The organism is Stenotrophomonas sp. YJH_SMC_65, assembly GCF_059369475.1.
The window spans coordinates 65,099-89,735 of record NZ_JCAFSR010000013.1; the positions used below are offsets into that span (position 1 = coordinate 65,099).

The 24,637-nt window shown below is 69.0% G+C and carries 23 protein-coding genes; 5 read left to right on the top strand and 18 right to left on the bottom strand.

Features of this window, described 5'->3' with window-relative positions:
- Positions 1–100 precede the first annotated feature (100 nt).
- The gene (locus AC5P7A_RS19540; protein ID WP_046430980.1) at positions 101–832 is read left to right on the top strand and encodes an AzlC family ABC transporter permease; all 732 of its coding nucleotides are present in this window, start codon (positions 101–103) and stop codon (positions 830–832) included.
- A complete protein-coding gene (locus AC5P7A_RS19545) occupies positions 829–1,143 on the top strand; it encodes an AzlD family protein (protein WP_014647378.1) in 315 nt (104 codons plus the stop codon). Before AC5P7A_RS19540 ends, AC5P7A_RS19545 begins: the two co-directional genes overlap by 4 nt.
- 68 nt (positions 1,144–1,211) lie before the next feature.
- Here AC5P7A_RS19545 and glgX read toward each other — a convergent pair whose 3' ends face one another.
- Genes glgX through glgA form a run of 7 tightly spaced genes read right to left on the bottom strand, consistent with a single transcriptional unit; the run spans position 1,212 to position 13,341 of the window.
- A complete protein-coding gene (gene glgX / locus AC5P7A_RS19550) occupies positions 1,212–3,332 on the bottom strand; it encodes a glycogen debranching protein GlgX (protein ID WP_014647379.1) in 2,121 nt (706 codons plus the stop codon).
- The gene (locus AC5P7A_RS19555) at positions 3,319–3,489 is read right to left on the bottom strand and encodes a DUF2934 domain-containing protein (protein WP_014647380.1); all 171 of its coding nucleotides are present in this window, start codon (positions 3,487–3,489) and stop codon (positions 3,319–3,321) included. Before AC5P7A_RS19555 ends, glgX begins: the two co-directional genes overlap by 14 nt.
- The gene (gene treY / locus AC5P7A_RS19560; protein ID WP_495220523.1) at positions 3,458–6,031 is read right to left on the bottom strand and encodes a malto-oligosyltrehalose synthase; all 2,574 of its coding nucleotides are present in this window, start codon (positions 6,029–6,031) and stop codon (positions 3,458–3,460) included. The genes AC5P7A_RS19555 and treY overlap by 32 nt, the downstream gene beginning before the upstream one ends.
- On the bottom strand, positions 6,028–7,872 hold the full coding sequence (locus AC5P7A_RS19565; RefSeq protein ID WP_495220524.1) for a 4-alpha-glucanotransferase: 1,845 nt from the start codon (positions 7,870–7,872) through the stop codon (positions 6,028–6,030). The genes treY and AC5P7A_RS19565 overlap by 4 nt, the downstream gene beginning before the upstream one ends.
- Positions 7,869–9,587 carry a malto-oligosyltrehalose trehalohydrolase gene (gene treZ, locus AC5P7A_RS19570; protein WP_495220525.1) on the bottom strand — a complete coding sequence of 573 codons (1,719 nt, stop codon included), beginning with the start codon at positions 9,585–9,587 and terminating at the stop codon, positions 7,869–7,871. The genes AC5P7A_RS19565 and treZ overlap by 4 nt, the downstream gene beginning before the upstream one ends.
- On the bottom strand, positions 9,584–11,818 hold the full coding sequence (locus AC5P7A_RS19575) for a 1,4-alpha-glucan branching enzyme (RefSeq protein ID WP_046430990.1): 2,235 nt from the start codon (positions 11,816–11,818) through the stop codon (positions 9,584–9,586). The genes treZ and AC5P7A_RS19575 overlap by 4 nt, the downstream gene beginning before the upstream one ends.
- On the bottom strand, positions 11,815–13,341 hold the full coding sequence (gene glgA, locus AC5P7A_RS19580) for a glycogen synthase GlgA (RefSeq protein WP_080354736.1): 1,527 nt from the start codon (positions 13,339–13,341) through the stop codon (positions 11,815–11,817). The genes AC5P7A_RS19575 and glgA overlap by 4 nt, the downstream gene beginning before the upstream one ends.
- A 441-nt stretch (positions 13,342–13,782) precedes the next feature.
- On the opposite strand from glgA, the gene AC5P7A_RS19585 reads away from it, so the two are divergent.
- Together AC5P7A_RS19585 and AC5P7A_RS19590 are read left to right on the top strand one after the other, a co-directional pair.
- The gene (locus tag AC5P7A_RS19585; RefSeq protein ID WP_005409905.1) at positions 13,783–14,211 is read left to right on the top strand and encodes a PAS domain-containing protein; all 429 of its coding nucleotides are present in this window, start codon (positions 13,783–13,785) and stop codon (positions 14,209–14,211) included.
- Positions 14,208–15,737, top strand: coding sequence for a diflavin oxidoreductase (locus AC5P7A_RS19590; RefSeq protein ID WP_495220526.1), 1,530 nt, complete (start codon positions 14,208–14,210; stop codon positions 15,735–15,737). The genes AC5P7A_RS19585 and AC5P7A_RS19590 overlap by 4 nt, the downstream gene beginning before the upstream one ends.
- A gap of 93 nt (positions 15,738–15,830) precedes the next feature.
- On the opposite strand, the gene AC5P7A_RS19595 is transcribed toward AC5P7A_RS19590, so the two are convergent.
- The 11 genes from AC5P7A_RS19595 to moaA all read right to left on the bottom strand — a co-directional run bounded on the left by AC5P7A_RS19595 (position 15,831) and on the right by moaA (position 23,678).
- Positions 15,831–16,499 carry a sulfate/molybdate ABC transporter ATP-binding protein gene (locus tag AC5P7A_RS19595; RefSeq protein ID WP_495220527.1) on the bottom strand — a complete coding sequence of 223 codons (669 nt, stop codon included), beginning with the start codon at positions 16,497–16,499 and terminating at the stop codon, positions 15,831–15,833.
- Positions 16,489–17,172, bottom strand: coding sequence for a molybdate ABC transporter permease subunit (gene modB, locus AC5P7A_RS19600; protein WP_180835207.1), 684 nt, complete (start codon positions 17,170–17,172; stop codon positions 16,489–16,491). Before modB ends, AC5P7A_RS19595 begins: the two co-directional genes overlap by 11 nt.
- A 3-nt stretch (positions 17,173–17,175) precedes the next feature.
- Entirely contained in the window at positions 17,176–17,919 is a 744-nt protein-coding gene (gene modA, locus AC5P7A_RS19605) for a molybdate ABC transporter substrate-binding protein (RefSeq protein ID WP_288495954.1), read from the bottom strand.
- An 18-nt stretch (positions 17,920–17,937) separates the two neighbouring features.
- Positions 17,938–18,714, bottom strand: a complete 777-nt coding sequence (locus AC5P7A_RS19610) for a helix-turn-helix domain-containing protein (RefSeq protein ID WP_134808965.1) — start codon at positions 18,712–18,714, stop codon at positions 17,938–17,940.
- Positions 18,715–18,782: 68 nt separating this feature from the next.
- Positions 18,783–19,148: a hypothetical protein gene (locus tag AC5P7A_RS19615; protein ID WP_014647390.1), complete on the bottom strand. Its 366-nt coding sequence runs from the start codon at positions 19,146–19,148 to the stop codon at positions 18,783–18,785.
- Entirely contained in the window at positions 19,145–19,711 is a 567-nt protein-coding gene (gene mobA / locus AC5P7A_RS19620) for a molybdenum cofactor guanylyltransferase (RefSeq protein ID WP_075075753.1), read from the bottom strand. Before mobA ends, AC5P7A_RS19615 begins: the two co-directional genes overlap by 4 nt.
- A complete protein-coding gene (locus AC5P7A_RS19625) occupies positions 19,677–20,177 on the bottom strand; it encodes a molybdenum cofactor biosynthesis protein MoaE (RefSeq protein WP_495220528.1) in 501 nt (166 codons plus the stop codon). Before AC5P7A_RS19625 ends, mobA begins: the two co-directional genes overlap by 35 nt.
- A 3-nt stretch (positions 20,178–20,180) precedes the next feature.
- Positions 20,181–20,441 (bottom strand): MoaD/ThiS family protein, encoded by a 261-nt coding sequence (locus AC5P7A_RS19630; RefSeq protein WP_005409914.1) that lies wholly within the window; start codon positions 20,439–20,441, stop codon positions 20,181–20,183.
- The gene (locus AC5P7A_RS19635; RefSeq protein ID WP_495220529.1) at positions 20,441–21,694 is read right to left on the bottom strand and encodes a molybdopterin molybdotransferase MoeA; all 1,254 of its coding nucleotides are present in this window, start codon (positions 21,692–21,694) and stop codon (positions 20,441–20,443) included. Before AC5P7A_RS19635 ends, AC5P7A_RS19630 begins: the two co-directional genes overlap by 1 nt.
- Complete coding sequence (moaCB, locus tag AC5P7A_RS19640; protein ID WP_049439441.1) at positions 21,694–22,689, bottom strand: bifunctional molybdenum cofactor biosynthesis protein MoaC/MoaB; 996 nt, start codon at positions 22,687–22,689, stop codon at positions 21,694–21,696. The genes AC5P7A_RS19635 and moaCB overlap by 1 nt, the downstream gene beginning before the upstream one ends.
- Positions 22,690–22,697: 8 nt before the next feature.
- Positions 22,698–23,678, bottom strand: a complete 981-nt coding sequence (moaA, locus tag AC5P7A_RS19645) for a GTP 3',8-cyclase MoaA (RefSeq protein ID WP_049439440.1) — start codon at positions 23,676–23,678, stop codon at positions 22,698–22,700.
- 566 nt (positions 23,679–24,244) lie between these two features.
- Here moaA and AC5P7A_RS19650 point away from each other — a divergent pair.
- Positions 24,245–24,619, top strand: coding sequence for a hypothetical protein (locus tag AC5P7A_RS19650; protein ID WP_049439438.1), 375 nt, complete (start codon positions 24,245–24,247; stop codon positions 24,617–24,619).
- Positions 24,620–24,637 lie beyond the last annotated feature (18 nt).

Genomic DNA, 24,637 nt, shown 5'->3' on the forward strand with positions numbered 1-24,637 from the left:
GCATGAAATATCAATCATCCAGAATCCAGTGGCATCAACGCAACCCGATTTCGCGATCGGACCGCTAGCATGGGCCACCCCCACCTCGTTGTGCCGTTCCATGGACGCCCGTACCACCCTCCCCCTGCCCGACACCTGCGATACCGCGCCGCGTGCCGAATTCCTGCGCGGCCTGCGCGCCGCCGTGCCGGTGATGATCGGTTTCATTCCCTTCGCCCTGGTGCTCGGCGCGCAGGCCGCCCAGAAAGGCCTGAGCGTACTGGAAGTGCCACTGATGACGGGCCTCAACTTCGCTGGCGGCTCGGAGTTCGCCGCCGTCGAACTGTGGACCTCGCCACCGCACATCGCACTGATCGTGGCGATCACCGCACTGGTCAACAGCCGCCATCTGCTGATGGGCGCCAGCCTGGCCCCACTGCTGCAGCACCTGCCGCGCCGCCGGGTGCTGCCGGCGTTGTTCTTCATGTGTGACGAAAGCTGGGCGATGGGCGTGGCCGATGCGCGCCGCCGTGCGCTCGGCTTCAGCCTGGCCTATTACCTGGGCGTCTCCGCGGGCCTCTACACCGTCTGGGTGGCCTGCACCGCGCTGGGTGCGATCGTCGGGCCGCTGCTGGGCGACATCCACGCCTACGGCTTTGACATGGCCTTCCCCGCCGTGTTCCTGGTGCTGCTGCGCGGCATGTGGCAGGGCATGAAGGCCGCGCGCCCGTGGCTGGTCAGCCTGGTCGTGGCCGCCGCCACCTATCTGCTGATCCCGGGTGCGTGGTACGTGGCCAGCGGCGCATTGGCCGGCCTGGCCGCCGCCTGGCTGCTGGCGGAGGACGCAGCATGATCTTCAACGGCCTGATCCACTGGTCCTCGGTGCTGACCATCGTGCTGATGGCCGCCGCCACCTACCTGACCCGCATCGTCGGCTTCCTCGCGCTGCGCAACCGCACGCTGGGCAAGCGCGCGGTGACGGTGATGGAAGCCGCGCCGGGCTGCGTGCTGATCTCGGTGATCGCTCCGGATTTCGTCGCCGACAAGCCCGCCGACCTGGCCGCGCTGGCGATCACCCTGCTGGCCGCCACGCGGCTGTCGATGCTGCCGACGGTGCTGATCGGCGTGGCCTCGGCCGGGCTGCTGCGCTACCTGATGGGCTGACTGCGGTGCGCCGGGCAAAGGCCCGGCGCTGGCCAGTCATCGCAGCACCGCCTGTACGCGCGCTGCCGTCAGGCGCTGCTGCTGGCCGCAAGCAGGCACAGGCTGCGCGGCGGCAGGGTCCAGGCACCTGCTTCATCCGGCTCCAACGGCGTTTCGTCGGTCTGCAGCAGTACGCGCCGGAACGACAAGGCTTCATCCGACACACTGAACCGCTGCGGCTGGTCTCCGGCGTTCAACAGCAGGGCCAGGCTGACATGCCGCCCGGGCTCGCGCAGGCCGCTGTCCGGGCTGCGGCCGTCCAGCACGATCAGCAGCGCACGCAGCCCTGCGTCATGCCAGTCCGCTTCCTCCATGCTGCGGCCGTCAGGATGCCGCCAGTCGATATCGCGCAGGCCCAGCGCTTCATCGTATTCGCCGCGCAGGAACCGGTTCCTGCGCAGCAGGCCATAGCGTCGGCGCAGCGACAGCGCCCGGCGTACGAACGCCACCTGCGCCTGTGCAGCCGGCGATGCCGCACGCTCCCAGTCGATCCAGCTCAGCGGGTTGTCCTGGCAGTAGGCGTTGTTGTTGCCCTGCTGCGAATGGCCGAACTCATCGCCGGCCAGCAGCATCGGCGTGCCCTGCGCGAACAGCAGCGTGGCCAGCAGGTTGCGCATCTGCCGCGCACGCAACGAGAGGATCGCCGCATCATCGGTGTCGCCCTCCACACCGTGGTTGCTGGAGAGGTTGTGCGAGTGGCCATCGCGGTTGTCTTCGCCGTTGGCCTCGTTGTGGCGATCGTTGTAGCTCACCAGATCGTGCAGGGTGAACCCATCGTGCGCCGTCACCAGGTTGATGCTGGCCGAGGGCCGCCTGCCATGATGTTCGAACAGGTCGGCCGAGCCGGTGAAGCGCGTGGCGAATTCCGGCAACTGGCCGCCATCGCCGCGCCAGAGCGCGCGCACCGTATCGCGGAAGCGGTCGTTCCATTCCGCCCAGCCCGGCGGGAACTGGCCCAGTTGATAGCCGCCCGGGCCGATGTCCCATGGCTCGGCAATCAGCTTCACCTGGCTCAGGATCGGGTCCTGGCGTACCGCATCAAGGAAACTGCCCGAGGCATCGAAGCCATGCCGCTCGCGGCCAAGGATGGTGGCCAGGTCGAAACGGAACCCATCCACCCGCATCTCGGTCACCCAGTAGCGCAGCGAGTCCATCACCATGCGCAGCGCGCCGGCATTGGTCAGGTCGAACGTGTTGCCGGTGCCGGTATCGTTGATGTAATAGCGGCGATCATCGGCCAGGCGGTAGTAGCTGGCATTGTCGATGCCCTTGAAGGACAGCGTAGGGCCCAGCTCATTGCCTTCGGCGGTGTGGTTGTAGACCACGTCCAGGATCACTTCGATGCCGGCACTGTGCAGCCGCGCGACCATCTGCTTGAACTCGGCCACGGTGCCCAGCGACAGGTAGCGTGGCTGCGGCGCGAAGAAGCCGATGGTGTTGTACCCCCAGTAGTTGCGCAGCCCGCGCTCGAGCAGCTGCTGGTCATCCACGTAGGCATGCACCGGCAGCAGCTCGATGGCGGTCACCCCCAGATGGCTGAGGTGGTCGACCACCGCGTCGTGGCGCAGGGCAGAGAAAGTGCCGCGCTCGGCCTGCGGAACATCGGGGTGCTGCATGGTCAGTCCGCGCACGTGCGCTTCGTAGATCACGGTCCGGTCCCAGGGCGTTGCGGGTGCACGTTCGACACCCCAGCTGAAGGCCGGATCGATCACCGCGCAGCGTGGCATGTAGCTGGCGCTGTCGCGGCGGTCGAAACTGAGATCGCCATCGCGGTGGCCCAGGGTGTAGCCGAACAGGTGCGGCGCCCACTTCAGCTCGCCGACGATCTGCTTGGCGTAGGGGTCCAGCAACAGTTTGTTGGGATTGAAGCGATGCCCCTCCTCCGGCGCATACGGGCCGTGCACCCGATAGCCATAGCGTTGCCCGGGCCGCACGTCCGGCAGGTAGCCGTGCCAGATCTCGTTGGTGTACTCAGGCAGGACGATGCGCTCGACTTCACGGTTGCGCGCATCGAACAGGCACAGCTCCACCCGGGTGGCATGCCGCGAGTACAGCGCAAAGTTCACGCCCAGCCCGTCCCACGTCGCGCCCAGCGGGAACGGCCGGCCTTCGCGCACGCGTGAGGTCTGCGTCCACTTACGGCTGGCCATCGGTGCCCTCCTCGCCGCGCGCCGCGGCAATCTCGGCCTCCACCAGGCGCTCGGCCATGTGCCAGTGCCGCTGCTGCTGATCGTCCGGGCGCCCCTCCGCTTCCCAGATCTGGTGGGCCAATGCCTCAATCCGCTGCCGTCGTTCCCTGCTGTCCATCCCTACCTGTCTCCTCGTTGATCCATATCGCCAGCGGGCTGCCAGCCAGAAGCCTGCCCACGTCCGCGGTTGCGTTGAAATGTTCGATGCGCCCGTCCAGGAGGTTGCGCATGGGGCCTGTCGGCACACCGTGCAGTGCTACGCCGGTGCCGACGTCGTGCGCGGCGTGCAGGCTGGGCCCAGGCACGGCGGCGGGCGAACCCCGGCGCACGATCACCAGCAGCACCTGCGCCTGATGCCTGCGCGTGAACGCCAGCCACGGCGAGCGCGCAGGCGCGGACAGCGGCTGCAACTGGCCATGCAGGAACAGGTGCGGGTGCCTGCGGCGGCACTCCAGCAATTGCCGCAGCAGGAATGCCTTGATGCCACCGTCCCCCCAGTCTTCCAGCAGCGCGGGCCACCCGCGCGTATCGCGCAGCCACGCCTGCCGCGCTGGATAGTCCACGGCACGCCGGTTGTCCGGGTCCACCAGGCTCAGGTCCCAGCCTTCCCCACCCTGGTAGAGGTCGGGCACGCCGGGCAGGCAGTGCTGCAGGCACAGCTGCGCCAGGCCGTTGCAGGCGCCGGCCGGCGCGATGCGCGCCACGAACGTCGCCAGCGCCTCGCGCACCGGCTGCAAGGGCGCTGCGTCCAGCAGCGCGTGCAGCCACTGCGCGGCGGCCTCCTCCACGGCCACATCCGGGTCTGACCAGCTGCTGACCCGCTTGCCCTCGCGCAATGCCTTGGTCAGCCATTGCACCATCCTCGAGGCGAAGTCGGCGCCAGGGGCACCGTGCATCGGCCATGCGGCCACGAGCGCCTGCCACAGTGCGTAGGCCTCGGCACCCGGCAATGGCATCGGCGCGCCGGCGCGGGTCAACATCCGGTTCCAGCGCCGCACAGCGTCCCGCCATTCGAACGTGCAGGTACTGAGAACCGCCAGCCGTGCCCGGCTGTCGGCGCCGCGCTTGTGATCGTGGGTCGCAAGCGCAAGCAACGCCCTGGGATGGCGACGCAGGCGCGCGGCGGCGTGTTCCAGCAGCGCGCGCCCCTCCATGCCCAGCCGCTGCGGATCACTGCCGACGTCGTTGCGCGAGAGCAGCCTGAAATAGCGATAGAACCCGGTGTCTTCCACCGACTTGGCATTCAACGGCGCGGCCAGTTGACCGAAACGCGCACGCAGCACGCGCTCGGCCTGCGCCTCGCCGGCAAGCGCTGCCAGCAACAGGTCCAGCGCCGCGCGTGCGGCACCGTCCAGTGCCTGGCGCGCTGCGGCGGAAGCGTCCGCCAGCGCCTTTCGTTCACCCGCCCCCTGCAGCGAATAGGGCCGGTAGGTGCGGTAATGCCCCAGCACGGAAGCCAATGCGCGGGCCAGCGCAGCCACTCCGATATCGGCTTCGGCCAGCCGCGGCTGCAGGACCTGCTGCGCGCTGCGCAGCAGCCGCTGGAAGTCGGCATGAAGGCCCTGGCGCAGCAACATGGCGCGGGCGTCCTGCTGGATCCGGTCGAAGCTGCGCGGGTCACCGCCCAGCGCCTGCCACGTGCGCGAGAGCGCGGGTGCAGCCGCCGGATCGTGCAACCAGGCACCGGCCTGGTCCATGAAGTCATAGCCGGTGGTGCCGTCGCAGGCCCAGCCGTCGGGCAGCTGCTCGCCCTCGGCCAGTATCTTCTCCACATGCAGGCTGACGGTCTGCGGGTCACGACCGCCGGCCGCGCAGGCGGCGTCGAGCGATTCACGCAGGCGCTGCAGGTACGCGCCCGGGCAGGACAGGCCATCCACGTGGTCGATGCGCAGGCCGTCCACCCATCCCTCGCGTACCAGCCGCAGCGGCAGCGCATGCACTGCCTCGAACACATCCTCGCGCTCCACCCGCAGCGCGGCCAGTTCGTTGATATCGAAAAAGCGCCGGTAGTTCACCTGATCGCCGGCCGTGCGCCACCAGGCCAGACGGTAGTGCTGCCGCTGCAGCAGCGTGTGCAACCGTTCAACGCTGCGGTTGCAGCGTTCGGCCCACGCCGGCCACTGCGCGGGTTCCAGCGGATGGCTGCGCGGCGACAACGGCAATGCCAGGCCATGGTGGCGCAGCACGGGCCGCGCGTTGTCCACCACCACGCGCACCACGCCGTCGCGTACCGCGTCGTGCAACGGCCGGTCCAGTACCGGCAGCCAGAGCCGGCCCTCGCAGCCCGGCGCCTCCCACTCGATGTCAAACCAAGCTGCGTGCGGGCTTCGAGGCCCGTGCATCAGCACATCGCTCCACCACTGGCTGTGCGGGGACGCCGCCAGATGGTTGGGCACGATGTCCAGGATCAGGCCCATGCCGTGCGCGCGCGTCACTTCCGCCAGCTGCCGGAAGCCCGCTTCACCGCCCAGTTCCGGATTGATGCGAGCCGGGTCGATGCCATCGTAGCCATGCGTCGACCCGGGCACCGCCGCAGCGATCGGTGACAGGTAAAGGTGGCTGACGCCCAGCGCGGCGTAGTACGGCACCTGCGCGGCAGCCGCCCCGAGGTCGAAGCCTGCGTGCAGCTGCAGGCGCGCGGTGGCACGCAACCCCGTCATTGCCCGGCCCTGCGGCGCGTGGCACTCAGGCGCGCCACGCGCGCATCGGCCGAGTCAGCATCCCACGTCGGCGGCAGGCGGCGGCGCCAGTTGGGATGGCCGCCGACGGTGCCTGGCAGGTTCACCTGTGCGCGACCGCCCAGCGCGTCTTCCAGCGGCAGCAACGCCAGCCGGGACGCCGCGTGGGCGACCAGAGACAACGCCCTGGCGTCCAGCGGCGCGCCCTCGCCGCCAACCACTGCAGACAGTGCCTGCGCGTCGCTGGCACGCGCGCGCAGTGCCGCTGGCAGATCCGCCAGCTCACCCAGGCGTGCGCGCCAGCGCAGGTCACGCCCGCGCAGCCAACCGGCCAGCGGTGGCAGGTCATGGGTGGAGGGCATGGCCACTGCATCGCGGCGCCACTGCGGCGCCGGCAGGAAGCGCGCGCCGTTGCGGGCAAACGGCAGCACCTCGATGCCCAGAATGCCCCGGGCTGCCAGCCGCTGGCGCATGCCCGGCGGAACCACGCCCAGGTCTTCGCCGATCAGCACGCAGCGATGCCGCCAGGACTCCAGCACCAACAGGTTGATCAGATCATCGAACGGATAGCGCAGGTACACGCCCTGCCCGGCGTCCGCGCCACGGGGCAACACCCACAGCCGCAGCAGGCCCAGGATGTGATCGATGCGAAGCCCGCCGCGGCCGGACATCACGGCGCGCAGCACGCGAAGGTAGGGGGCGAAGCCCTCGCGCAGCAACGCCATCGGTGACCAGCTGGTGATGCCCCAGGCCTGGCCGAGCGGATTGAACGCGTCCGGCGGCGCACCCAGCTCAAGTCCCTGCAGCAGATCAGCCCCCCCGGTGCGTGCCTCCACGCCCTGCGGCGCGCAGCCCACGGCCAGGTCGGCAATCAACCCGATCGAAGCGCCCTCGTCGCGCAGCGTGGCGTGTACCTGCGCCCAGCCCTGCTGTGCCAACCACTGCGCAAACGCGTGGTCGTCCGCGCTGCCGGTGAACCGGTCGGCGGCATGCTGGCAATAGTGCCGTAGCGGATCGCCCTGCATGGCACGCCAGGTTTCGATCTGTGCGTGCTGCGACGGTGCCTGCGCTGCAATCCATTGGCGAACCTGCCGTATCCAGCGCCACTTCACTGCCGCCGAGTGCGGCCAGTCAATGCGACGTGCGGCAGTTCCCGCTTCCACCGCCGCCGCCAGCGCCTCGTCCACGCCCAGCACGCTGTTGGCAGCACCGGGCAGTACCTGCGGCAGGGAGACCTGCAGCGGGTCGAGCCAGCGCCGGTCGCTGGGCGAATAGGGGCTGTAGCCTGGGCCCGGTGGCAAGCCGGCGTGCAGCGGGCTCAACGCCAGTGCGTCGCCGCCGTGCCGGTGCAGCAGCTCGCTCCATCGTGCACAGCCGGCACTGTCACCGATGCCGGCATCACCGGGCGCGCGCAGGCTGTAGACCTGCGCCGACAGGCCCCAGCCGCGCAGCGTGCCCCGCGGCCACCAGGCACGCTGTGGCGCCACCGCAACCGCCTGTTGCTGGTCGCCCCGGCGCCACTGCCAGTAGCCGGGCTGGTCCGGCACGCGCCAGCGGCCCTGCGCATCGGCACGGGCGGGCAACGCTGCGCCCTGCTCATCCACCCAGCACGCTGCACCGGCTGCCTCCGGCATCACCAGCAGCTGTCCGCAGCAGGCCGTGCGCAGGCCAGCGTGCTCGGGCACCGCCTCGCACTGCAGCCCCTCCAGCACGGCGCGCAGCACGTCCGGTGCGACCTCGCGCGCGGCACCGGCCACGTCGGTCCAGCGGACCAGCAGGCCCGCACGGCGGGCCGTCTCCCGCACCGCTGCATCCGTATTCATGCGGCGACCCAGCAGGCCAGCACGCCGCCGCCTGCCGGCAGCATCCCGGCAGCGTCCGGCCCCACGACGTACTCGCCGGCCGGCACCGCATGCGCCACCGGCACAGGGCCCACGTTGATCGCGATCCACCATTGGCCCGATGGCAACTGCCAGCCCGCCTGCACCGCGCCTTGGCCCAGCACGCGCGCGCCCAGCGACCGCGCATGCAGCAGGCCCGGCTGCAGATAGCGCCTGCGCAGGCCGAGGAACTCACCCGTGCAGCGCAGCCAGTGCTGCGACCAGGGACCATCGCCGGGCGGTGGCGTGTACGACGCCTGCAGGGTCGCCGCATCGTTCGGGTCCGGAATACGCGCTCGCGCGGCGGCGTCGGCAAAGGCGCTGAAACCAGCGAACTCACGGCGACGCCCTTCGCGCACCGCCTCGTCCAGCGGCGGCGCGTAGTCGGTGAAGAACAGGAAGGGCGATTGCGCCTGCCACGGCTCGCCCATGAACAGCAGCGGGATCATCGGCGTCAGCAGGGTCAGCGCCAGCGCCGCGCGCAGCGGCGCAGGATCGGTCAGCATCGACAGGCGCTCGCCGAAAGCGCGGTTGCCCACCTGGTCATGGTTCTGCGCGAATACCACAAAACGCGCGGGCGACAGGTCGGCGCTGGGTTCGCCGCGGGGATTGCCGCGCAGGTCCGGTTCACCCTGCCAGGCGAATCCTTCGGCCAGGCAGCGCGCCAGCAGTGCTTCGGCGCGACCGGCATAGGCCGCGTAATAGCCTTCCTGCTCGCCGGTCAGCATCACGTGCAGCGCATTGTGGAAGTCATCGTTCCACTGTCCCTGGTAGGCGCCGCGCAGCCACCGCGCCTGGTTGCGCTCGTTCTCCAGCACCAGGTGCGCGTGCGGGGCCACCGCACGTACCTCATCGGCCAGCTGCTGCAGGAAACGGTCATCGTCAATGGCGTGCACCGCGTCCAGGCGCAGGCCATCGAAGCCGTAGTCGCGCAACCACATCAGCGCGTTGTCGATGAAAAAGCGCCGCACCCAGGGCTGGCGGAAGTCGATGGCCTCGCCCCACGGCGTGCTGCGGTCGTCACGGAAGAACCCGCGCGCGTAGTCGCGCAGGTGGTTGCCCTGGGGTCCGAAGTGGTTGTAGACCACATCCAGCAGCACCGACAGCCCTGCATCGTGCGCCGCCTCGATGAAGGCCCTCAGCGCTGCCGGCCCGCCGTAGGCATGGGCCGGCGCATACGGGAACACGCCGTCGTAGCCCCAGTTGCGCTGCCCGGGAAACTGCGCGACCGGCATCAGTTCAATGGCGGTGATGCCCAGCGCGGCCAGCATCGGCAGTTGCGCGGTCAACGCCGCGAAGCCGCCCCCGGCCTCGATATGCACCTCATAGATCACCAGGTCCTGCCAGGCATGCCCCTGCCAGGCAGGCCCCGTCGCGTCGGTATCCAGCACCACCGCGCTGTCGCCGTCGATGCCGTCCGGCTGCCAGCGCGAGGCCGGGTCGGGCACGTCCTGGCCAGAAGGCAGGCGGAACCGGTAGCGGTCGCCATGCGATGCCGGTATTCGCAGCCAGTGGCAGCCGTCCGGGTCGCGCTGCATCGGCCGCTGGGTGCCTTGCAGGCACAGCGCCATCGTCCTTGCGCCCGGTGCCCACACGCGGAACTCCACCCCGTCACCGGCCACCGGCCAAGCGCCCAGGCGCGGGGCCACTGTGGTCATGCATCAACCTGCAGGTAGAGCGTGGACAGCGGCGGCAGCGTGAGCCGCAGCGACTGCGCGTGGCCGTGCATCGGCCTCGGCTCGGTATGCACTGCGCCGAGGTTTCCCGCATTGCCGCCACCGTAATACGCGCTGTCGGTGTTGAGCCGTTCGCTCCAGCGCCCCGGTTGCGGCACCCCGACCCGGTAGCCGTCGCGACGCAGCGGGGTGAAGTTGCTCACCACCAGCAGGGTGCGGCCGCTGCCGGCAGGATCCCGGCGGATGAAGGCGTAGACGCTGTTGCGACTGTCGTCCGCCACGCTCCAGTCGAAGCCGCGTTCGTCGCGTTCGTCGCGATGCAACGCAGGTTCGGCGCGGAGCACGTTATTGAGGTCGCCCACCAGGCGCGACAGGCCCTGGCCCTCGTTGCTGGCCGCCCGTGCCCAGTCCAGTGCCGCATCGTGCGACCACTCATGGCCCTGGCCGAACTCGCCGCCCATGAACAGCAGTTTGCTGCCCGGGTGCGCCCACATGAAGCCGTAATACGCGCGCAGCTGGGCCAGCCGCTGTGCCGGCTCGCCCGCCATCTTGGCCAGCAGCGCGCCCTTGCCATGCACCACCTCGTCGTGGGACAGCGGCAGCACGAACCGTTCGGAGAAGGCGTAGACCAGGCCGAAGCTGATCTGGCTGTGGTGATGCGAACGATGGACCGGATCGCGCCCCAGGTACTGCAGGGTGTCGTGCATCCAGCCCATGTTCCACTTGTGGGTGAAGCCAAGCCCGCCCTCCTCCACCGGCGCTGTCACCCCCGGCCACGCGGTGGATTCCTCGGCGATCACCAGCACGTCCGGGAAGCGCTCCCGCAGCGTCTGGTTCATCCGCCGCAGGAAAGCGACCGCCTGCAGGTTCTCGCGCCCGCCCTGCTCGTTGGGTACCCACTCCCCCTCGGCACGGCTGTAATCCCGGTACAGCATCGACGCTACGGCGTCCACGCGCAGACCGTCGACATGGAAGCGCTCCACCCACTCCAACGCACTGCCGATCAGGTAGGCGGCCACTTCGTTGCGGCCGTAGTTGTAGATCAGCGTGTCCCAGTCGGCGTGCACCCCTTCGCGCGGGTCGGCATGCTCGTACAGCGCGGTGCCATCGAACCCGGCCAGGCCATGCGCATCGTTGGGGAAGTGCGCGCTCACCCAGTCCACGATCACTCCCACGCCGGCCTGGTGACAGCGGTCCACGAAGCGTGCGAAGGCCTGTGGCGTGCCATGGCGTGCCGTCGGCGCGTAGATCCCCAGCGGCTGATAGCCCCAGGAACCGCCGAAGGGATGCTCGCTCACCGGCAACAGCTCGATATGGGTGAAGCCAAGACCGGCCACGTACGGAATCAAACGGTCGGCCAGGGCATCCCAGTCCAGCGGCGCACCATCGTCGCTGCGCTGCCAGGAACCCGCATGCACTTCGTAGATCGACAGCGGTGCGCAGGTTCCGGCCAGGCGGCGGGCCGCCAACCAAGCATCATCGTGCCACTCCATTTGCCCAGCCGAAGGCACCCGCGATGCGGTCGCCGGTGGCAGCTCGGCCCAGCGCGCCATCGGATCGAACTTGTCGGGCATCACCCGGCCGTCGGCGCCGACGATGCGGAATTTGTAGCGGGCACCGGCCTGCACGCCCGGCAGGAACAGCTCCCACACGCCGGCGGTGTGACGCAGCCGCATCGGATGGCGTCGGCCGTCCCACCCGTTGAAATCGCCAACCACGGCGACCCGCTGGGCATTGGGTGCCCACACCGCGAAGCGCACGCCCGCAATGCCCTGCACCTGCATCGGCACCGCACCCAGCTGCCGCGCCGCATCGGCATCACCGGCATGGAACCGCTGCAGCAGGGCTTCGTCCAACAGTGGACCGAACGCATAGGCATCGTGCACCTGCTCCACGCCCTGTTCGAAATGCAGGGCAAGCAGCGGTATCGCCGCGTCACCGGCCGCGCCCTCGAACAGGCCGGGCAACGGGCCAGGGGACAGGTTCCAGCGCCGCCCATCGTCTGCAATCACCTCGACGCGCTGCGCATGCGGCACCAGCACGCGCAGCTGGCGTCCGCCTTCTGGCTGGCGATGCGGGCCCAGCCAGGCGAATGCATCGGCCGGGCGCGCGTGGACGAGGTCCTGCAGCGCCGGGGCGATACGCTGATCCAATCCCGTCTCCGTGATCGCTTCATCCTCCAGGGCGGCCAGATGCAGGCTGTCGTGGCTCATGCGGCCACCTGGCAGGTCTGCTGGTACAGGGCCAGATACGCGCGACCGGCCGCATCCCAGCCACCCGGCCGCAGCATGGCGGCGCGGCGCATGGCCTGCAGCAGGCCGGGCAGGCGGAAGGTGCGCATCGCCCGTTCCACGCAGCGGCGCAGGCCATCGGCATTGGCGCCGTGGAACAGGAATCCGGTCACGCCATCCTCGACGGTATCCACCAGCCCGCCGGTCGCGTGTGCGATGGGCAGGCAGCCGAAGCGCTGCGCGTACATCTGGCTCAGCCCGCAGGGTTCGAAGCGTGAAGGCATCAGCAGGAAGTCGGCGCCGGCAAACATCTGGCGGGCCAGCGCCTCTTCGAAGCCGATGAATGCGCCCACCCGTCCGGGGTAGCGCCGGGCCAGCGCCTGCACCTGCGCTTCCACCTGCGGCTCGCCGCCGCCGATGATGACCAGCTGGCCGCCGGCCGCCACGATCTGCGGTGCCACGTCGCAGGTGATGTCCAGGCCTTTCTGGTGCACCAGGCGGGAGACCACCGCGAACAGCGGGCCGGTCGACGGCGCCAGCCCGAACGCCTTGCGCACCGCATGCGCGTTGGTGGCGCGCCCGGTCCATTCGCCGATGCCGAAATGGGCCTTGAGGTGGATGTCGCGGCGTGGATCCCAGCTGGCGTCGATGCCGTTGACGATGCCACTCAGGTGTCCGCCGGCCGCCCGGCGCGCCAACAGGTCATGCAGCCCGCAGCCGTCATCCGGGGCGGTGATCTGCTGCGCGTAGCGCAGGCTGACCGTGTTCAGCCGCGTGGCATTGGTGATGCCGCCCTGCAGGAACGACATCTGCCCGTGGAAGTGCAGTTCATCCAGGTGTTCGGCCGGCACGCCCAGCACCGGCGCAAGCGCGTAGGGAAACAGCCCCTGATAGGCCAGGTTGTGGATGGTCAGCAGGGTCGGCACGGCTGTCCGGTCCCAGCGTACGTAGGCGGCAGCCATGGCCACCGGCCAGTCATTCAGGTGCAGCAGCTGCGGCGCCCAGTCCAGCCCGGCGCGCCCGGCCGCAATCTCCGCAGCCGCATGCGAAAGCGTGGCGAAGCGGACCGCGTTGTCTTTCCACTCCTGTCCCTGCCCATCCACGTAGGGCGAGCCCTCGCGCTCGTACAGCCCAGGCGACAGCAGCACGTAGATCGGAAGGCCGTCGGCCTGCACCGCCATGCCGATCGTGCACGCGGGCAACCCGGCTCGGGCGCTGACCCGCCCCACCGGTCGCAGCTGTGGCAGGCGCTGCAGAACCTCCGGGTAGCCGGGCAGCAGCACGCGCGAATCACATGCACCGCGCACCGCACGCGGCAACGCCGCGGCCACATCGCCCAGTCCGCCGGCCTTGATGAAGTCGGCCATCTCGGTGGCGACGAACAGCACGCGCTGCACCAGTTCTGGGAGATCCAACGGTTGCGAGTGGCCGCGGCGAGTGCCGATCGGCACGGGCGTGAGCGGAGAGATCGCAACGGGTGAAGCGGACTGGGCGGCGCGGGCCATGGGGATGATCTCGGATGCTTCAGGCAGACAGACGCCAGCGGCGCCCGGACGGGCGCTGGTGCTGGGAAGGAAGTCGACGCAGGACGTGGGGGACGTCAGCGAGAGGCTCAGGACGACAATAGCCCTCCATGCGATCAATCAACCGTGAAGCCATGGCGATTTCTTTGTGACAAGGCGTCATGAGCTCAGTACACATGACAGGCGCCCGCCTCCTGCCCGTGTCTCTCATGTAGAGCCGAGCCCGCGCCCGGCTGCCGGCAATCCCGTTTGCCCCGTGAGCCGAGCATGGGCTCGGCTCTACAGAGATTCTTCCTGCGACACCCGGTCGCAGGCCATCGAGCGACGCGCTTGACCAATGTCAAACCGCCCGCCGCCGCGCGGGCGTATTTCTATGCAGGACCCGAACACGCCGGCACTGCCGGCATCCACAAGGACCCTGCGATGAGCTACACCCCCGACAACGCCCAGCTGCTGAACGCCATGCAGAACGTCATGGTGATCTCCACCACCGACCTGCAGGGCAACATCACCTACGCCAATGACCTGTTCTGCACGCTCACCGGCTTCGCCCGCGAGGAACTGATCGGCCAGCCGCACAGCATCGTGCGCCACCCGGACGTGCCCAAGGCCGTCTACAAGGACATGTGGGACACCATCAAGGCCGGCAAGACCTGGACCGGCATCGTGCCCAACCTTGGCAAAGGCGGCGTGCTCTACGTGGTCGACACCACCGTGCAGCCGCTGTTCGACGCCGACGGCAACATCACCTCGTACATCAGCATCCGCCGCGTGGTGAACGACCTGATGCAGAACTACGACCTGGTCGAGTTCAGCAAGGAAAAGTTCGACGACTTCTACGAGGCCGCGTGAACGCTCTCCCGACCAGTACGCCCTTCAGCCGCCTGCTGGTGGGTTTTGCGTCCGAGTCGGGCAACGCCCGCGCCCTGGCCCAGCGCCTGGGCGCGGGCCTGCAGCTGCACGGGCCGCAGGTACTCCCGTTCAACGAAATCGACGTGGCCAGTCTCGGCCAAGGCGATGTGCTGCTGGCAATCTCCAGCTCGTTCGGCGATGGCGAACCGCCGGCCAATGGCGAGCAGTTCTTCGAAACACTGCGCCAGACCCCGACGCTGCGCGGCCTGCGCTATGCGGTGTTCGGCCTTGGTGACACCGGCTACCCCAGCTTCTGCGGCTTCACCAAGGCGCTGGATGCTGCATTGAGCGAGCGCCAGGCCCAGCCGCTGCTGCATCGGGTGGACGCCGACCTGGGCTACGAGCAGTTCTTCCAGCAATGGCAGCCGGTGCTGGGCCAGGTGCTGGAGGGTGACCTCAGCGCTGGCCAGCACCTGCACCTGCAGGTCACCGCCTATGGCGAAGACAATGCCTTTGCCGCGCGCATCCTCGAACGCCGCCGCTTGAACAGCAGCGACCCGGCCGCGTGGCACCTGCAACTGGACATTGCCGGCAGTGGCATGGCCTATCGCGCGGGCGACACCCTGCACGTAGTACCCGGGAACGACCCTGCCCTGCTGCAGGCATTGGCCACCTGGTACGGCGACACCACCGCCGTGGCCGCCCTGCAAGACCGCGAGCTGCGCCTGCTGAGCAAGGGCGTGCTGCGCGAACTGGCCCGGCTGGGCGGTAGTGAGGCACTGAAGGGCCTGCTGAAGGTCAGCCAGAAGCGCGAGCTGGACGCCTACCTGCACGGCCTGGACCTGCTGGACGTGCTGCAGGACCACGCCACGCCGGACAGCGTGCCGCTTGCCCGGCTGCGCGAACTGCTGTCACCGCGGCTGCCGCGCGCCTATTCGATCGCCTCGCACCCGTGCGACGACCAGCTGAGCCTGTGCCTGCGCGAAGTGCGCTACACCCTGCGCGGCCGCGAACGCTTCGGCACTGCCACCGGCAGCCTCCTGCATGGAGGCGACCATGCCCGTGTGTACTGCCGCTCCAACCCCGGCTTCCACCTGCCCGATACCGGCGAGGCACCGCTGCTGCTGGTCGGTACCGGTACTGGCATCGCACCCTTGATGGGCCTGCTGCAGGAACTGCAGGCCAAGGCCTGCGAACGCGAAGTGCACCTGGTGTTTGGCGAGAAGCACCGCCAGCACGACTACCTGTACCGTGACCAGCTGCTGGACTGGCGCACGCGTGGCGTGCTGGCCGGCCTGCATACCGCGTTCTCGCGCGATGGCGCCGAAAAGATCTATGTGCAGCATGTGCTGCAGCAGCGCGGCGATGAAGTGCGCGATGTGCTGGCCCGCGGTGGGCATCTGTACCTGTGCGGCAACAAGCGCCACCTGGAAAGCGCGGTGCGCGAGGCCATCGATGCCATCGGCGGCGAAGGCCACTGGGACACGCTGCGCAATGAGGGCCGCACGCACTGTGAATTGTACTGATCCGTTGATCCTGTAGAGCCGAGCCCACGCTCGGCTGCTGTTGGCGTTGTCGCGCAGAGCAGCCGAGCATGGGCTCGGCTCTACAGGTGCAGGTCAACCGTCGACAATGCGGCCGTCCACCACGCGCGCCACCTGCTGGCCGAACATGGCCACATCCTGCGGGTCATGGCTGATCAACAGCAGCGGAATGCCGGTCCTGTCCAGCACGGTCTCCAGCTCCTGGCGCAGGTGCTGGCGCAGGTCGTGGTCCAGCGCGGAAAACGGTTCATCCAGCAGCAGCGCCTGCGGCTGTGTCACCAGCGCGCGCGCCAGCGCGGTACGCTGGCGCTGTCCGCCGGAAATCTGTGATGGCAGCAGATCGCCCACCGTGTCGATGCGGAAGGCGTGCAACCACTGTTCCACCGCGTCGAAGCGCTGGCCGATCCGCGGATTCAACCACCCCTTCTGCAGCCCGAACGCCACGTTCTGGCGCACGCTCAGGTGCGGGAACAACGCGTAATCCTGGAACACGTAGCCCAGCCGACGGCGCTGCGGTGGCAGGTCCACGCCGGTGGCCGCGTCGAACAGGGTCTGCCCCTGCAGGCGCACATGGCCCTGGCCTGGCCGCAGCAGCCCGGCCACCGCCTTCAGGGTCAGGCTCTTGCCGGCGCCGGAGGGTCCGAACAGCACCACCTGCCGCTGCGTGCACTGCAGCGATACGTCCAACACGAAATCCTGGCCGGCCGCCTGCAGGCGACGCTGCACCTGCAGGTCAAGCCACATCACGCAGCTCCCGGCGACGTCCGCCCACCAACCGCGCAGCCAGCAACAGGATCACGATGCAGACCACCGAGGTCAGGATCACCAGCGCATTGGCCTTGCCGTCCTGACCGGCCTGCACCGCCTCGTAGATGGCGATCGACAACGTCTGCGTCCGGCCCGGAATGCTGCCGGCCACCATCAACGTCGCGCCGAATTCGCCCATCGCGCGTGCAAACGCCAGCAACAGGCCGGCAAGAATGCCGCGCCAGGCCAGCGGCAGCGTGACGCGGAGGAACACCGCCGCTTCGGACACACCCAGCGTCCGCGCGGCCTGCTCCAGCTGTCCGTCCACTTCCTCGAACGCCGCGCGTGCCGGCTTGAACACCAGCGGCAGCGAAGCCACCGCCGCCGCAATCACCGCAGCCTGCCAGGTGAACACCAGGTTGATGCCGAACCACGACTGCAGCCACGCGCCGATCGGGCCGTTGCGACCGATCAGCACCAGCAGGTAATACCCCAGCACCGTTGGTGGCAGCACCATCGGCAGGGTCAACAGCGAATCCAGCAGCTCACGGCCGGGAAAGCGCCGACGCGCCAGCAGCGCGCCCAGCGCCACGCCCAGCACCAGGTTGATCGCGGTGGCCCAGCCGGCCACCTTCAGCGACAACCCCAATGCACTCCAGTCCAGATCCATGCGTCAGGGCTTGCCGAATCCGTGCCGGGCCAGGATCGCCTGGCCCTGCGCCGAACGCACAAAGGCGACAAACCGCTTGGCCTCTGCCGGCTGCGCGCTGGCCCTGGTCACCGCCAGCGGATAGGCGATGCGCCCGGACACCGGTACCACGAAGGCACGGCGTACCCGGTCCGGCATGGCCTGCGCGTCAGTGGCATAGACGAAGCCGGCATCCACTTCACCGCGCGCCACGTAATCCAGCGACTGGCGCACGTTCTGCGTGGTGATGATCCGGCCCTGCACCGACGGCCACAGGCCGGCCGCTTCCAGCGCGCCCTTGGCATAGCGGCCGACCGGCACGCTGTCCGGGTTGCCCAGTGCGATGCGTTGCACGCCGGCACCGACCAGGTCCTTCAAGCTGCGCGGCGCGGCCCTGGCCTGCGGCGGCGCCACCACCCACAGCGCGTTCACCGCGAACACCGCGCGGCTGCCGGCCGCCAGCAGGTCCTGCTGCTGGGCCTGGTCCATGGTGGCTTCATCGGCCGACGCGAACACATCCACCGGCGCGCCGCGGCTGATCTGCTGCAGCAGTACGCCAGAGGCGGCGAAGTTGAAATCGACCCTGGTTCCCGGGTGCGTCTTCTCATAGGCCGCACCCAGTTCGCGGAAGCTCTCGGTCAGGCTCGACGCCGCCGACACCGTCAGGTCGGCCGCCCAGGCCGGTACCGTGGCCAGCAGGCCCAGCCACAACAATGCCGCTCGCTTCATGCCCAGCCCCCTGCCTGATCAGTCCAGTCCGGCGTCCCGGGCTACGGCCAGTTCCGCCAGCCGGTCCGGGTCCAGCAACAGCATCTCACGTTGGTTCACCGCAATCACACCGTCGTCGCTCAAGCGGCGCAGTACCCGGCTCACCGTCTCCGGCGCCATCCGCAGGTAGTTGGCGATCTCGGTGCGGGCCATGCTCAGGTTGAAACGGGTGGCGGAGAATCCGCGCCGGGCATAGCGCTCGGAAAGATCCAGCAGGAACGCCGCCATGCGCTCCTCGGTGCGATGGTTGGCGGCCAGCGTGGCGACCTTGCCGATCTCGGCGCTGAGCAGGCTGAACAGCCGCGCCTGCAACCCCGGCATGCGCGTGGCCAGCAGGCTCAATCGCGGAAACGAGATCCGGCACAGGTAGACGGTGTCCAGGGCCACGGCGTTGCAAGGGAAGCGCGCGCCGTGGATGGCATTGAGCCCGATCACCTCGCCCGGCAGGCTGAAACCCAGCACCTGCTCGTTGCCCTGGCTGTCATCGACGAACGTCTTGACCATGCCGGCACGCACCGCGGCGATCGAGTCGAATGGATCGTCGGCACGGAACAGGTAGTCGCCGGCCTGGAACGGGCCGACGTGGTCGACCAGCACATGCAGTTCGCCCAGCGCGGTCTTGTCGTAGCCCTGCGACATGCAGGCGTCGGAGAACGCACAGGTGCTGCAGAAGTGCAGCGCGTCTCCGTCATCGGCCGCTGCCGGATTGGGCGTGGCCGGCCGGGACGCAGAGGGAGCGGAGGGGTTCAGAGGCATTGCAGCGAGGCAGGAACGAAGGCCCTCATCATACGACAGCGCACCGCCCGGCCCTGCGCAACGTGCACCTACTCTGGCGCGGGTTCGGAACGCCGCTGCGGGCCACGCTGCCGCATGCTGTCGCGCACGTCCACGTCGAACTGCAGCTGCAGCATGCTGTCGTCATCCAACGCGATACCGAAGCCCAGCCCATCCCGGCAGGGCAGCCTGCCCGCCAGCGACTCAACGGCCTGGCGAGGCAGTACCAACCGGCAGAATGTCCCGCCATCGAGCAGCACCGCCTGATCGCCGGCATGCAGCGACAGCGCCACGCCCCAGCCACCGCTGCCACCAAAGCGCGTCAGGTTCTCCACTGATTCGCCGGCCAGCAATCCTGCCAGTTCTTCTTCATCCACGCGCAGGCGCATCGATTGCTGTTGCAGCTGGACCTTCATGCTGTGATGGACTCCCATTCCGACGGGGTGTTGCAGTTGAGCAGCAACGCCTGATCCTCCGGCGCCAGTGGCATCCGTGTCACGCCCAGGCGTTCCTGCAGGGCGCGCAGTGAACGGCGCGCCGTCGGATCATCGATCAAGGCCTGCAGCACGCGGCGGCAATGATCATCGATCTGCAACCGCATCGGCAACGGTTCATCGTCGAATACCGTGCAGGCACGCCCTTGATCGGCCTGCAGCCGCTGCAACAGCGCGGGTGTCACCCGCGGCGTATCGACCGGCACCACCCAGGCGGGGCCGTCTGGCATCTGCATCGCCACACTGTAGAGGCCGCCCAGCGGGCCGCAGCGTGCGACCCGGTCCGGGATGCCACCAAAAGCTGGGTAGTCGCCGCTCACCCATACCCTCCCGGCGCCGGCCTGCAGCAGCAGGCCGCGCATGTGTTCCAGCAGCGTGCGGCCGTGCCAGGGCAGCAGCGCCTTGTCGCGGCCCATCCGGCTGGACAGGCCGCCGGCCAGCACGATGCCATCAATGGGGATGTTCGTGATCGTGCGCATGGTCATGGCCGGGTTCGCTGTCCGCATGGCACAGACTGCAACCTTCGCTCCACTGGCTGTCGCCGTCTTCGTAATGCTCCTGCTTCCAGATCGGGCACTGGTGCTTCACCACCTCGATCAGCTGCCGGCACGCGCGGAACGCCTCGTCGCGGTGCGGGCTGCCTGCGGCCACCACCACCGCCACATCGCCGATGCCGAGTCGCCCCTTGGCATGGGCCACATACAGTTTCAACTTCGGACTGAACGTAGCCTCGACCTCGGCCGCCAGGCGCTTGAACTCGTTCAATACCAGCGGCTCGAACAGGTCGTAGGTGATCCCGGTCACCCGCCGGCCCACATTGACGTCGCGCACCTTGCCGATGAACACATCGATGCCGCCGAAGCCCGTATCGGAAACCGCCGCGATGCCCTCGGCCGGATCGATTGCCGCCTGCGCGCGGTCCACGACCTTGGCGATGATCGTCTCGCTCATCGCTCAGCCCCCGCTCACCGGCGGCAGGATCGCCACCCGGCCATCGTCGGGCAACGCCTCGTGGTCGCGCAGCACGCGTTGCTGGTCGGCGAATGCCGAGTAATCCAGCAAGCCGGCACGGAAACCCGGCCAACGCAGCGGCAGCAGCTCGCGCAGCGCCTGGCGCAGATCGGCCACGGTGCCACCGGCTACATCCACGGCGATCTCGCGGCTGGCATCCAGATCGGAAAACGCACCGAACAATTGCAGATTCACCTGTCTCATCACGGCTCCTGGCTTGCCAGCTGCACAGGGTCCTGATGACCCCAGCCCTGCACGCGCACTGGCGTGCCGGCAGGGGCGAGACCGCCCTCGCCGTCCAGCACCACCCAGGCGTTGGCCTGCAGCATGGACATCAAACGGAACGACTCCTGCCCTGCCAGCACGCGCGCACTCAGGCGGCCCTGCGCGTCCACTTCCACCCGGGCCCGCGCATGGAAGCGCAGGCCCGGCGGCGTGCGCACGTCGGCCTGCAGCGGCAACATCAGCACCTGCTCCGGCGCCAGCCCCAGCAGGCGACGCAACACCGGCTCGACAAAGAAGCGCTGGCCCACCGCAGCCGACACCGGGTTGCCCGGCAGGCCGAAATACAGCGCGCCATTGGGCAGCACCGCGAACAGCAACGGCTTGCCGGGGCGGATCGCCACCTTGTGGAACACGATGCGCGCACCCCGGCCGCGCAGCGCGTCGGGAATGAAATCGTAGCGGCCGGCCGACACCGCGCCGGTGCTGATCAACAGCTGCGCACCCGCGTCCAGTGCTTGATCCAGTACGGCATTGAAGGCGGCCGCCTCATCGCCCACCGTGCCCTGCCAGACCACCTCGGCACCGGCGGCCTGCAGGCGGCCGACCAGGTACGGCCGGTTGCTGTCACGGATCTGCCCGGATTCCAGCGTCTGCGCCGCCTCGGTCACCAGCTCCTTGCCGGTGGCAATCACCGCCGCCTTCGGCCGTGCCACCACCGCCACCTGAGCCACGCCGATGGCATGCAGCAAGGTGCGCGCGTTGATGTCCAGCACCTGCCCGGACTGCAGCACGCGCTCGCCGTCGCTCACATCCTCGCCACGCAGGCGCACGTTCTGGCCCGGCTTCACCGATGCCTTCAGGGCGATGCGGGTCGGGCGTCCATCTTCGCTGGTGAGGATCTCGACGTTCTCGACCGGCACCACCGTATCCAGCCCGACCGGCATGCGCGCGCCGGTCATGATCTCCCAGGCGCCCTCGCCGCCGTCGGCACCGGCATCGCCGGCCGCCTGCCAGCCCTGCACCGCGAATTCGGTACCGGCCTCGAACGCCGTACCGTTGGCGCGCAGCGCGAAGCCGTCCATCGCCGAATTGTCGAACGGCGGCAGCGACTGCGCGCTGTGGATGTCACGGGCCAGGGTACGGCCGCCGGCCTCATGCAGCGGCAGGCGCTCGGCCGGCAGCGGCGTGGCCGCGTCCAGCAGGTGCTGCAAGGCCTCGCTGTAGGCAATCATCAGTGGCCACCACCCTCGACCATCGCCAGGGCGTGGCCCAGCACCGGCGCCAGGATGTCCAGGCACTGTGCCGCCGCCTTGGGGCTGCCCGGCAATGCAAACACCAGCATGTTGCCCAGCTGCACCACCTCGGCGCGGCTCAGCCAGGCCATCGGCGTGTGCTGCGCACTCAGGGCCCGCACCATCTGCGCCAGGCCATGCACCGGCCGCGCATTCAAGGAACGCAGCGCCTCCGGGGTCAGGTCACGCGGGCCCAGCCCGGTACCGCCGGTACACAGGCACAGGCGCACGCCCTCGGCAGCCAACGCCTGCAGGCGGCCCGCCAACGGCTCGATGCCATCGGGCAGCACTTCGGCGGCCACCACCTCGCCCCCCAGCTTCTTCAGCCCGATCACCAGGGTCGGGCCAGAGGCATCCTCATAGGTGCCTTCGCTGGCGCGATCGCTCAGCGTGATCACCGCGCAGGCCGCGCCTTCCAGGCCCTTCGGCGCACGCGGCTTGAACCGCTCACGCTCGGCCTCGTCCATGCCGTCCGGGTGCAGCCAGACACCGCGCTTGCCGCCCTCCTTGAACAGCAGGCGGATGCCTTCGATGCGCAACGCCGGCTCCACCGGCTTGCTCAGGTCGTACAGGGTCAGCAGCGCCGCGTTGACGCCGGCCAGTGCCTCCATCTCCACGCCGGTGCGCGCCTCGCTGGCGCACTCGCACCACACGCGGATCGCCTGCCGTTCCGGTACCGGCGCGCAGAACACCTGCACCAGTTCCAGCGGCAGCGGGTGGCACAGCGGCATCAGCATCGAGGCCATCTTGGCGCCCTGCAGGCCGGCAATCTCGGCCATCACCAGCGCATCGCCCTTGGGCAGGCGGCGCTCGACAATCAGCGGATAGGCCACTGGACCGGCATGCAGCTCGCCCACCGCCACCGCACGGCGGCGGCTGATGCGCTTGTTGCGGACATCGGCCATGTGGAAGGCCGCGTTCAATTCCCCACTCATCGTGTTGCTCATCCTCCGATGGAGGCCAGGTGCGGGGTCAGCCCGGTCTGGCCCTGGTGCAGTCCATGCCCGGCCGCTTTCAGGCCAAGCTGGGTGGTGATGCGTGCCAGCAGCGCGTCGTGGTCCTCATCGCGCTGCAGCAGCGGGCGCAGCGGCACGCCGAACTCGCCAAACAGGCACAGCCGCAAGTCGCCCTTGGCGGTCACCCGCAGGCGGTTGCAGCCCTTGCAGAAGTCACGCGAATATGGGGCGATGATGCCGATGCTGCCGCGATGGTCGGGGTGGCCGAACTCGCGCGCCGGGCCGGCATCGGCCGCGCGCGGACGCTCGTGCCAGCCCGCGGCCAGCAGCTGCTCGACCACCACGTCGGCGCGCAGGTGGTGGCGCTGGAAATAGGCTTCGTTGTCGCCGGTGCGCATCAGTTCAATGAAGCGCACGCTGAAGGGGCGATCGCGCAGGTAATCCATCCACTGCGGCAGCTCGTCGTCATTCAGGCCCCGCAGCAGCACCGCGTTGAGCTTGATCGTCGGCAGGCCCAACGCCTGCGCCAGCGCCAGGCCCTGCTGGATCTCCGGCAGGCGGTCGTGCCCGGTGATGGTGTGGAAACGCTCGCGTTGCAGGCTGTCCATGCTCACGTTCAGCGCGGTCAGGCCGGCCTGGTGCCAGCCCGGCAGGCGCCGCGGCAGCAGCGTGCCATTGGTGGTGATGGCCACCTTGCGGATGCCCGGAACCGCCGCCACGGTGGCGATGATCTCGTCCAGATCCTTGCGCAGGCTGGGCTCGCCGCCGGTCAGGCGGATCTTGCTCATGCCCAGCGCCGCAAAGGCCCGCACCAGGCGGCCGATCTCATCCACCTGCAGGAAACGCGGGCGGCCGTCGGCCTGGTACCCGTCGGGCAGGCAGTAGCTGCACCGGAAGTTGCAGGCTTCGGTGAGCGACAAGCGCAGGTACGGAAAGCTGCGTCCGAAGCTGTCGGTGAGTTGGCTCATGGCTGTTCCGCCTCCTGGTACCACCCTGCAGCCCTGCCCCTGAACGGGTTGTCGACCCCAGCCCGCAGAGTGCGCTGGGGCGTTGAAAGCGTCAACCCGGGAGGCACGCAGCCTGAATTGGTACCGCCTGTCGCGATAGGCCCTCCGCGCCCGTCCCGTTCGCCGTGACAACCTCGACACCTGTCGCAGATTGCACGCTGCGGGCGGATCACTACGCCAGCCAGCACTGGCGGGGCTTAACAGCGTAGGACAATGTCAAAAGCGTCTCCAATCGAGTGATGTTTGCAACTCTTCTGATTGGCATTGCACAGCGCCAGGGGCTCAGATGGCGTGCCACCGGAAAAGGGTGGCCGGGCTTCGAACACCCGAGTTGATGTTGATGTATGCGCTTGCCAGCCGGCGCCACCCTAGCGTGGCGCCGGCTGGCAATCCGTCTGCCGGCTATGGCGGGCGGTGCGTGGGGGCCTTCGGGCCCACCGGACTGACATCAACCCGGTGTTCGAACCACGTACCGTCCGCCACTTTTATGGGTGGCGGCTACCGATTGCCCTGCACGGAGCCTTGCCATGAACGAATCGGACCTCCCGCATCTGCACGCCCACCGCAGCACCGCCGGCGACGACGGTTCGCCTCCGGCTGCGCCAACAGTGGACAGGAACACCTTCATTGCCAATCTCCACCGCATCGGCTCCGGTGCGGCAGCCGACGGACAACCCTGGCCGGAGCGGCATCAACTACCCGGCCGCTGCCTGGCCCTCGCCGATGCCGATTGCGCGTTGAACGGGTTGCGGGTGGTGCTGGAAATGCTGCTGGCGGCCGAACGCACCCGGCAGAACGGCGAACCCGGGCAGTACGTGGGCGACCGCGTGATGGAGGGGTTGGTCATGGCCTGCCAGTCGTTGTGCGCCCAGGCGGTAGGGCGGTTGCAGCCCGAAGGGTGAATGCCATGTGCAACGGAC